Source organism: Vibrio sp. 10N.261.55.A7 (genome assembly GCF_002877365.1).
In the GTDB taxonomy this organism is placed as follows: Bacteria; Pseudomonadota; Gammaproteobacteria; order Enterobacterales; family Vibrionaceae; genus Vibrio.
The window spans coordinates 1-8,958 of sequence record NZ_MCWZ01000005.1 but is presented as its reverse complement, the minus strand read 5'-3'; the positions used below and the strand labels follow the sequence as shown (position 1 = coordinate 8,958).

The window sequence follows — 8,958 nt, the reverse complement described above, 5'->3', positions numbered from 1 at the left end:
GATTTAGGCAACAACGCCACGTTTACTAGTAGATTTGGATTACATATCTCAAGACGAATTTACTAAGGTTTTTACCTACGCAGATGATTTACAAACAGCAATAATCAAATTTTATGAAGAGTGGTATCAAGACAATCCTTTTCATGGAGATAAAGACGCCTATAAAGACCCAAATTTTGTCGTTGTGTTAGGTTCAAATCCACACACTTCCGATGAACGGATACATGGGGCTGTATCATGGATTCAACAAAGCAGTTCAAAAGCAAAGGTAGTGTTAACCGGTGGTGGCTTTTCTTCTGCTCAAACAGAAGCACAGCATATGTCTGAAGTCTTCGCTAGTTTCAAACTTCCCAATACCGTATTTCTTGAAAACTACGCCATGGATACTATCGGGAATGCGTGGTTTTCAAAAAACCTATTACGGCAACAAGGCCTCCTACTTCCAAACACAAAAATACTGGTTGTTACTTCTTGTTTCCATGTAATACGTTCTTTATTTTTTTTCAAACAAATTTTTGGAGAAGATTTTCTCATCGCGTCTCATGGAGTTAAAACCTGCACAGGCAGTATAGACACTGTCTCCTCTGAAGAAATGGTAAAAGAATACAACTCGGTTCAAAGTCTCAATATCTTCAACCAAGAAACACCGCAAGATGATCAAGACATTTTATTAAAATTATTACAAAATCATGATCTCTATAAAAATCGCTACGATCTAATACGGATGTTTCTCAAGAAAAGCCTTTAGTGCAAAACAATATGAGATGAAAATCGTATCTTTATCAAGCTTTGTAGTAATGTATTTGCGCATTGGCTTTATTTCCTAATTTGAATCCAGATAGAAAGCCCCTATGCGACTAATCGTTTTTCAACCAAACATCTTTGTTAGCTTCGATGTTTTCAGCATTCTTCTTTTTACGTTTTTTCTTACCTGTTCCTGCGGGTTTCGCCATTGGTTTGTTCGCCGCTAGCATCTCTTCTGTGATGGTTTCATCCACTTCGAAACCAGGCACCTGTTCACGCTCTAGACGGATCTTGTTCTTTTTCTCAATGACTTTGAAGTGGTGAAGGTCTTCATAATCAATAAGTGATAGCGCTAAACCGACCTCGCCAGCACGGCCACTTCGCCCAATTCGGTGCATGTAATCGGCTGGGCTTCTTGGTAAATCGAAGTTAATCACGACAGGGAGCTTTTCAATATCCAGTCCACGAGCTGCAATGTCGGTAGCGATCAGTACGTCAATGTGTCCCGCTTTGACATCTTCCAGAATACGAGTACGAGAGCCCTGCCCTTTATCACCGTGGAATACATCGGCTTCAATGCCACGCTTGTAGAGCTTATCGGCAAGGTGCTCACAACTGTTCTTTGCATTGACGAAAACCAACGCCTGACGCCACTGATTCTCTTTGATTAAGTGCGCCAACACTGCGGTTTTTTCACCTTTGTTCACATTGAAAACACGCTGAACCAACGTGCTCGCGTCACTGCTTTGCAGCTGAACTTCAACCGGATCAATCAGTAGATTTTCAGTCAGTTGTTGCACTTGCTCAGGGAAAGTCGCTGAGAACAGAAGCGTCTGCTTTCTCTTTGGAAGCAATTTCATGATCTCTGCGAGTTCTTCCGTAAAGCCTAGGCTCAACATGCGGTCGGCTTCATCCAACACGAGCGTATTCACACGGTCCAGCTTGATGGCATTGCTAGAGATTAAATCCAACAGACGACCTGGGGTCGCTACTAAAATGTCAGCGCCGCCACGCAATGCCAGCATTTGCGTATTGGCAGACACACCACCAAATACTGAAACCGTTTTGATGGCCCCGTTAAAGTAGACTGAATACGATTTAATGCTGTCTGAAACCTGCTTTGCCAATTCTCGCGTAGGGACAAGCACTAAACCTGAAACGTAATTACCTTTACCTCGACTGCCACCATTATTGCCTTCCGGTGCTTTGCGAGAAAAAGCATCTTGCAGCATAGGCAGTGCAAACGCCGCTGTTTTACCAGAGCCAGTGTTCGCGCCTGCAATCAGGTCACGGCCTTTTAGCACACTTGGTATGACCTCGGCCTGTATCGGCGTTGGTGTTTTGTATTCCAGCTCGATAAGTCGTGCTAATAAAGGCTGAATAAGACCAAGCTGTGAAAAGTCGGCGATGTTGGATTGTGTCGTCATTACGTTCATGGACCTAGGCTAATAGAAACGAGCGCATTCTAACTCAAATACGCCCTGCCCGCATCGCTATTGTTAATCCTAACGACAAAATTCTTTTGTTAGACAGAGCCCCAATTTTATCCGTTAATGCGCACCTAAATCGTAGCTAGGAAACGGACTAATAGGCTGCGATTCAAAAATTTAACTTGGGCTGTGAGCGAAATGGAAGTGCTAATCATGCAAACGTAAATAGTGATGCTAGGCATCGCATTATGAGATGAACATCGTGACTGACTTTAATGTAACAACAACTTCTATGGCTGGTAACACAAAGCTGGACAACATTCGCGCTGACTACAATGTGCAATATTGGAGTCAGGATTTTTTTGGCATTAATGACAGCGGTGAAATCTTTGTCTCTCCACGCAGTGATAAGCAGCACCCAGTTCCTTTGGTTTCGATTGCGAATGAGCTGGAGAAAAAAGGATTAAACCTGCCAGCGCTGGTGCGTTTTCCTCAAATCATTCACCAGCGCGTGCACAACATTTGTGATGCGTTTAACCAAGCGATCGACGAGTACCAGTACGACAATAATTATCTATTGGTTTACCCAATTAAAGTGAACCAGCAAAAAGAAGTGGTCGATCAGATATTGGCAAGCCAAGCGCAATTAGAAACAAAGCAGCTCGGGTTGGAAGCGGGCAGTAAACCGGAACTTCTAGCGGTACTGGCGTTGGCGCAACAAGCCAGCTCTGTCATTGTCTGCAACGGATACAAAGATCGCGAATACGTGCGTTTGGCACTCATTGGAGAAAAGCTCGGCCACAAGGTTTTCATTGTGCTTGAGAAACTATCCGAGCTCGACATAGTGCTGCGCGAAGCAAAAGACTTAGGCGTGAAACCACGCTTAGGACTGCGTATCCGCCTAGCCTCTCAAGGTGCGGGTAAGTGGCAATCAAGCGGTGGCGAAAAGTCGAAATTTGGTTTGTCAGCGTCTCAAGTGCTCACCGTCATTGATCGCTTGAGACTAGAAGACAAACTCGACGCCATGCAGTTAGTGCATTTCCACTTGGGATCGCAAATGGCCAATATTCGCGATGTTCGAAATGGGGTGAATGAATCTGCGCGTTTTTACTGTGAGCTTCGCGAGTTAGGCGCGCCACTCGATTATTTCGATATCGGTGGTGGATTGGCGGTGGATTATGACGGAACGCGCAGCCAATCGTCTAATTCAATGAATTACAGCCTAGCGAAATACGCAAGAAACGTCGTGAGCAGCGTGGGCGATGTGTGTAATGAATACCAGCAACCCAAGCCTGTGATCATTTCGGAATCTGGGCGCTCATTAACGGCGCATCACGCAGTATTGATCACCAACGTCATCGGCACAGAGAGCTATGCCGTTGAGCACATTGGTGCGCCAAGCGTTGACGCACCTGTTCTTCTACAAAATATGTGGAACAACTGGCAAAACCTAACAGAAGGCACAGATGCACGAGCACTGATTGAAATTTACAACGATACACAAAGCGATATTAGTGAAGCGCACGCATCGTTTTCAACGGGGGTCATTAACCTAGAACAACGAGCATGGGTGGAGCAGCTCTCTTTGCGTATCTACGCAGAGCTGCGTCAACTAATGAGCAATAAGAATCGCTTTCACCGACCGATTTTGGATGAGTTGAACAGCCGCTTAGCCGACAAGTTTTTTGTTAACTTCTCGCTATTTCAATCGCTGCCTGATGCGTGGGGTATCGATCAGGTGTTCCCTGTTCTACCGCTATCAGGGTTAGACAATGTGGAAGACAAACGCGCTGTGATGCTTGATATCACCTGTGACTCAGATGGGGTGATTGACCATTACGTTGAAGGACAAGGCATTGAAACAACGCTTGCAGTTCCTGAGTGGACGAAAGACAAGCCTTACTTAATGGGGTTCTTTTTGGTGGGCGCGTATCAAGAAATATTGGGCGATATGCATAACTTATTTGGTGACACACACAGCGCAGTAGTCACCGTTAACGATCAAGGGCAGACCGTTTTCGAATCCATTGATGAAGGCGACTCCGTCGAAGATATGATGCGTTATGTTCATATCGACGTGGACAAAATTCGCAACAACTATCGCCAACTGGTCGATCGCTTTGTCGATAAAAATGAACAGAGCCTTGTCTTGCAAGAGTTAGAACAAGGCTTAACGGGTTACACCTATTTAGAGGATTTTTAAATGAACGATTTGTTTACGAAAACAGATTATTCTCTTTATTCCAATGCGATGACGTTCATGCGTCGACCTTTTATCAAAGATCCAGTGCCAGACAATGCGGATGTTGTCGTACTGGGTGTGCCATTGGACATGGCGACCTCAGGGCGACCGGGTGCGCGTTTAGGGCCAGATGCGATTCGACGCGCGTCCGTAAACCTAGCTTGGGAAGGTAAAAAATTCCCTTGGGGTTTTAACGTGTTTGATGACAATAAAGTGGTTGATTGTGGCGATCTGGTGTTCGATTGTGGAGACACAGAAGATCTCACCTACCGCCTTGAACTGGCCGCCAGCGCAATTATAAAAAGCGGGAAAACAATGCTGTCTCTTGGTGGTGACCATTTTATTACGTTACCCATACTAAGAGCTCATGCAAAGCATCATGGTGAGATGGCATTGATTCACTTTGATGCCCATACCGACACGTATGCGAACGGTAGCCGCTACGATCACGGTACAATGTTTTATCATGCGCCAAACGAGGGGCTGATTTCTGCAAAGCATTCGGTACAAATTGGGATTCGTACCGAATATGAAGGCGTGGAGATTGAAAGCTACGATGACGAAAAGACAGAGCACAGCTTTAATGTCATTGATGCCATGCAAGCGAATGACATGGGTGTAGAGGACATCGTCGCTCAAATTAAAACGACGATTGGCGATAAGCCCGTCTATATTACGTTCGATATTGACTGCCTAGATCCGGCTTATGCGCCAGGAACCGGCACACCGGTTTGTGGAGGATTAAGTTCGGATAAGGCACTCAAGATATTGCGCGGATTGGCAGGCATCAATGTGGTGGGTATGGATGTAGTGGAAGTCGCCCCGCCGTATGATCACGCAGGCATCACAGCGCTTGCAGGGGCAACCATTGCATTAGAAATGCTCTATGTATGGGCGTCTAAACCCAAACTAGGAAACTAGGAAAAATGAAGTGCTCGATAAACTCGATAAAAAGGAGCACTTCATTCTATTCGACTTGTTACCCCTTTTACATGAGAGGCACTCTTTGACTTATGGAAAGGGTTCATCCATTCCATAACTATACGAAATCACTACGATGATTTCAAAGTGGTGAGTAAATGCTTAACCAAGGGATGATCCAAACTAGAAGGAAGTAAAATACTGTCATATCCCCAAGGCTCAGAAGCATTACCCTCAATAGAAAAAGTGCGAATAGAACCCTCTTCAATAAGTGACTGTGCAACAAAATCAGGCACTCTCGCCCAACCAATGTCTAAAGCAACCATATTGGTCAGAACTTCAATATCATTGGTTCGATACACATTGCGACTCAAATTGTGCCAAGTTTCACCCTTTGATTTACGGAGAAACTCATAGCTGATCTGTGGAATTCGATTAAGTTCCCTGCGCGAAATGTCACGTGTGATAGAAGTTCGTTCAATTGACGCTATGTTGACAATTTCAAATTGTTTGACGTTTTCAAATATACATTGTCTGGATGGATCATGGGCTTCAACGGAAAAACCAACATCAGCTCTACCATTTTTCACCCACTCGACGACCTCTTTAGGTTCACCTAACAAAATAGAGAAATCCATGATTTTTTGAGTTTGGATTAGAGGTTTAATAATGGTCGAAAATGGTAAGCTCTTTAAGGCATTGTCGCTGGCGATGACTAATGTGGTCGGTTTTTTATTATTTATAGATTCTACTTTACTTTCAAGACGTTGCTTGTCATACAGTAACGCTGCCGCATAGTCATAGAGCGCCTCCCCCTGCGGGGTAAGTGTTAGCTTTCTCACCTTTCGAGTAAACAATTCAAAGCCTAACTCTATCTCTAGGTTTTTAACCAAATCAGCCACCGTTGACGGGTGTTTATTGAGTGCTTTTGCTGCTTCTTTAAAGCTCAGTTCATCCACCGTATAAATGAAAGCAGCCGCTTGTTCTAAAGAAATATTCATTTTATTCATTCACGCCAATGTCTGTCAGAGAAGTGTCAACAGCATAGCATAGACTTGTTTGATCCGTTTATTGGCATTTATTTTCTCATTAGCATTTCGTTACATTCTGCGCCCTCACTGAGGCCAAGTTAGCAGCTGCTATGAGCCGCCTCTTTTTTAACTTTGTACATGATGAACAAAATAAATAGCCAGGGCGGCTTTGAACTGAGACGAACAAAATGAAAAACGTATCTGTAGCGTTAACCCTTCTATCCCTTATTAGCACACCTACTGTTTTGGCTAATTCAGGTGACGACATCGTAGATGGAGTGCTGGATTGTGCTATGAGCCCAACCCAGTGCGTCGATGATGTAGCACGAGCGGGAAGCAACATCTCCGCTGAAGATTCTGGTTGGCAAGCCGCTCGTCGCGCAGATAGTAACGCAAATCAATTTTTTGATGGTAACTCAACTAAAGAGCAACGTGACCAAGCAGCAATTAATTACTTAGATGCAACCACTAACGAAGATGGCTCTGATAAAGGTGCGCAAAATGGAATGGATCAAGTTGTCACAAAGATTAATGATAACAATGCTCAGACAGCGCATGATCATATGCGTATGGATGGATTAAAAGCCTTAGCAAAACGCGAAGAAGCTGCTGGTCGTCATGACAATGCAAAAGCCTTGAATGATGAAGCGGATAAAATTTACCAACGTTCAATTGAAGATAGAAAGAAACTAGGTAATGACTTTAATGATGTTGATGCAGTTCGTAAGCACAATGAATCAGCTCGTGTAGAGCAAGATCGCAACGCTGGTAAAACTATTGACGCAATAAATAGTGACAGCACACTTCGAGCAATCAATGAGCAAGAATCGTTCAACCAAAACATAGAAGGTCGAGTTAACAACCTAGAAAACGCGTTCCAGCAGCAGGCTACACGTATCAACGAAAACGAAGGCAAAATGTCTAACGGTATTGCTGGTGTTGCTGCTATGGCTAACATGCCATTAGTACCAGGTGCAACGACTATTGGTGCAGGTGTTGGTCACTTCAATGGTTCAGACGCTTTAGCAATTGGTGTTACGTCATCTTTTGGTGAGACCAACCAATGGTCGGTTAAAGCAAGCGGCTCTTACGCTGAAGGCAAATACAAGCAAAAAGACTTTGTTGTTGGCGCTGGCGTCGGCTACAGCTTCTAGTTAAATTTCTGAACTTATTCGGACAATTAAAAGCATTTATGGGCTCTCACTGTGAGAGCCCATTTTATTATCTACTCGCGGTATTTTAATACATTAGAATTTCGTTAGAACGCCTTTAGTGGCTAATAAGCAACACCAATGCGTTTTTTAACATTATTCGCCGACTCAAGCTCATCAATCATTGCTACCGCATAGTCACTGACAGAAATACGGCTCGCGCCTGAGTCATCAGAAATCAGCTCATCTTGACCTACTCGGTAACGCCCAAGCTTCTCACCCGGGAATATCTCGGCGGCAGGGCTAACAAATGTCCAATTCAGTGGGCTATCTGACTGCTTAAACACCTCTAATGCTTCTCCTTGCGCTAGCGCCTCGGCTTTATACTCTTCAGGAAACTCTGGCACGGTCACAAGTTTTACTCCAGGTGCCACTTCAAGAGACCCTGCACCACCCACCCAAAGTAGGCGTTCTACTTTTGTTTTAGGCAGTACTTCAAGCAAGGTTTCTGCCGTGTTCTTGACTATCTCGTGATTACCCGCCGCACGGCCACCAACAGAAGCGATAAGAACATCGACATCAGTGAGGGCGCTAACCAAGTCATTGATGTTCTTATTCAGATCTACGGTAAACACATTTACATCTGGGTCATCAATTTTGCTTGGGTCTCTGACCAACGCGCTTACCTGATGACCACGAGATTTCGCTTCGTTCGCTACGTGGCTGCCAATCCAACCTGATGCACCTAATACTGCTACTTTCATCTTCTACTCTCCGTTTCTATTGCGCTTTATTTGAGGACGAGTACAGGTTAATAGATCAAATATTGAAGATAAATGCACCAATTTGATATAGATTGTATCAATCTAAGATACTAAAAATAATCAGACACAGAATTGAGTAGACAAGGCTATGGATCGACTAACGGCTATTCGAAGTTTTATTGAAGTGGCACATTGTGGCAGTTTCACACGAGCGGCTGAGCGTATAGGGCTCAGTCGACTTCAGGTTTCTCGCCATGTTGGGGAAGTCGAAAACTGGCTTGAACAGCGACTATTACACCGCACTACCCGCAAGGTGAGCCTCACATCGTCAGGTGAAATGGCGTTAAAAAGGTGCGAAAAAATCCTGTATGAAACCTCTTTGCTTGAACTTAACGCGCAAAACAAAACCCCTTACTTATCGGGTGCGTTAAAGATTGCGGCCCCTATTGGGTTGACCCAAAACATACTGCTCGACGCCACAGAGAAATTCATCACGCTGCACCCTAACGTCACCGTGGAGTTTTTTGCTTCAGACAGCTTTGCCCAATTGGTGGATGAGCGTATCGATATTGCACTGCGCTACACCAATCAGCCAGATGAAAGCTTGATTGCACGTAAGTTGATGAAGATAGATGCCGTGATCTGCGCGTCAAACGCCTATCTTGCAGAGAGAGG

8 protein-coding genes are annotated in these 8,958 nt (G+C 44.5%); 5 read left to right on the top strand and 3 right to left on the bottom strand.

Features of this window, described 5'->3' with window-relative positions; genetic code table 11:
• Nucleotides 1–34 precede the first annotated feature (34 nt).
• Nucleotides 35–748 carry a YdcF family protein gene (locus BCU12_RS00950; RefSeq protein ID WP_102402539.1) on the top strand — a complete coding sequence of 238 codons (714 nt, stop codon included), beginning with the start codon at nucleotides 35–37 and terminating at the stop codon, nucleotides 746–748.
• A 109-nt stretch (nucleotides 749–857) separates the two neighbouring features.
• Here BCU12_RS00950 and BCU12_RS00945 read toward each other — a convergent pair whose 3' ends face one another.
• Nucleotides 858–2,171, bottom strand: a complete 1,314-nt coding sequence (locus BCU12_RS00945; RefSeq protein WP_102402538.1) for a DEAD/DEAH box helicase — start codon at nucleotides 2,169–2,171, stop codon at nucleotides 858–860.
• Between the two features lie 295 nt (nucleotides 2,172–2,466).
• Between BCU12_RS00945 and speA the strand changes: the two genes are divergently transcribed.
• Complete coding sequence (speA, locus tag BCU12_RS00940; protein WP_102402540.1) at nucleotides 2,467–4,377, top strand: arginine decarboxylase; 1,911 nt, start codon at nucleotides 2,467–2,469, stop codon at nucleotides 4,375–4,377.
• Nucleotides 4,378–5,337, top strand: a complete 960-nt coding sequence (speB, locus tag BCU12_RS00935; protein WP_102402537.1) for an agmatinase — start codon at nucleotides 4,378–4,380, stop codon at nucleotides 5,335–5,337.
• 131 nt (nucleotides 5,338–5,468) lie between these two features.
• Here the strand turns inward: speB and BCU12_RS00930 are convergent, their stop codons facing one another.
• Entirely contained in the window at nucleotides 5,469–6,338 is an 870-nt protein-coding gene (locus BCU12_RS00930) for a LysR family transcriptional regulator (protein WP_198599214.1), read from the bottom strand.
• Between the two features lie 218 nt (nucleotides 6,339–6,556).
• Between BCU12_RS00930 and BCU12_RS00925 the strand changes: the two genes are divergently transcribed.
• Nucleotides 6,557–7,522, top strand: a complete 966-nt coding sequence (locus tag BCU12_RS00925) for a YadA C-terminal domain-containing protein (RefSeq protein WP_102402535.1) — start codon at nucleotides 6,557–6,559, stop codon at nucleotides 7,520–7,522.
• A gap of 122 nt (nucleotides 7,523–7,644) precedes the next feature.
• Here BCU12_RS00925 and BCU12_RS00920 read toward each other — a convergent pair whose 3' ends face one another.
• Complete coding sequence (locus BCU12_RS00920) at nucleotides 7,645–8,283, bottom strand: NAD(P)-dependent oxidoreductase (protein ID WP_102402534.1); 639 nt, start codon at nucleotides 8,281–8,283, stop codon at nucleotides 7,645–7,647.
• A gap of 148 nt (nucleotides 8,284–8,431) precedes the next feature.
• Here BCU12_RS00920 and BCU12_RS00915 point away from each other — a divergent pair.
• Nucleotides 8,432–8,958: LysR family transcriptional regulator (locus BCU12_RS00915; protein WP_133153793.1), on the top strand; the 527-nt coding region annotated here is incomplete at its 3' end.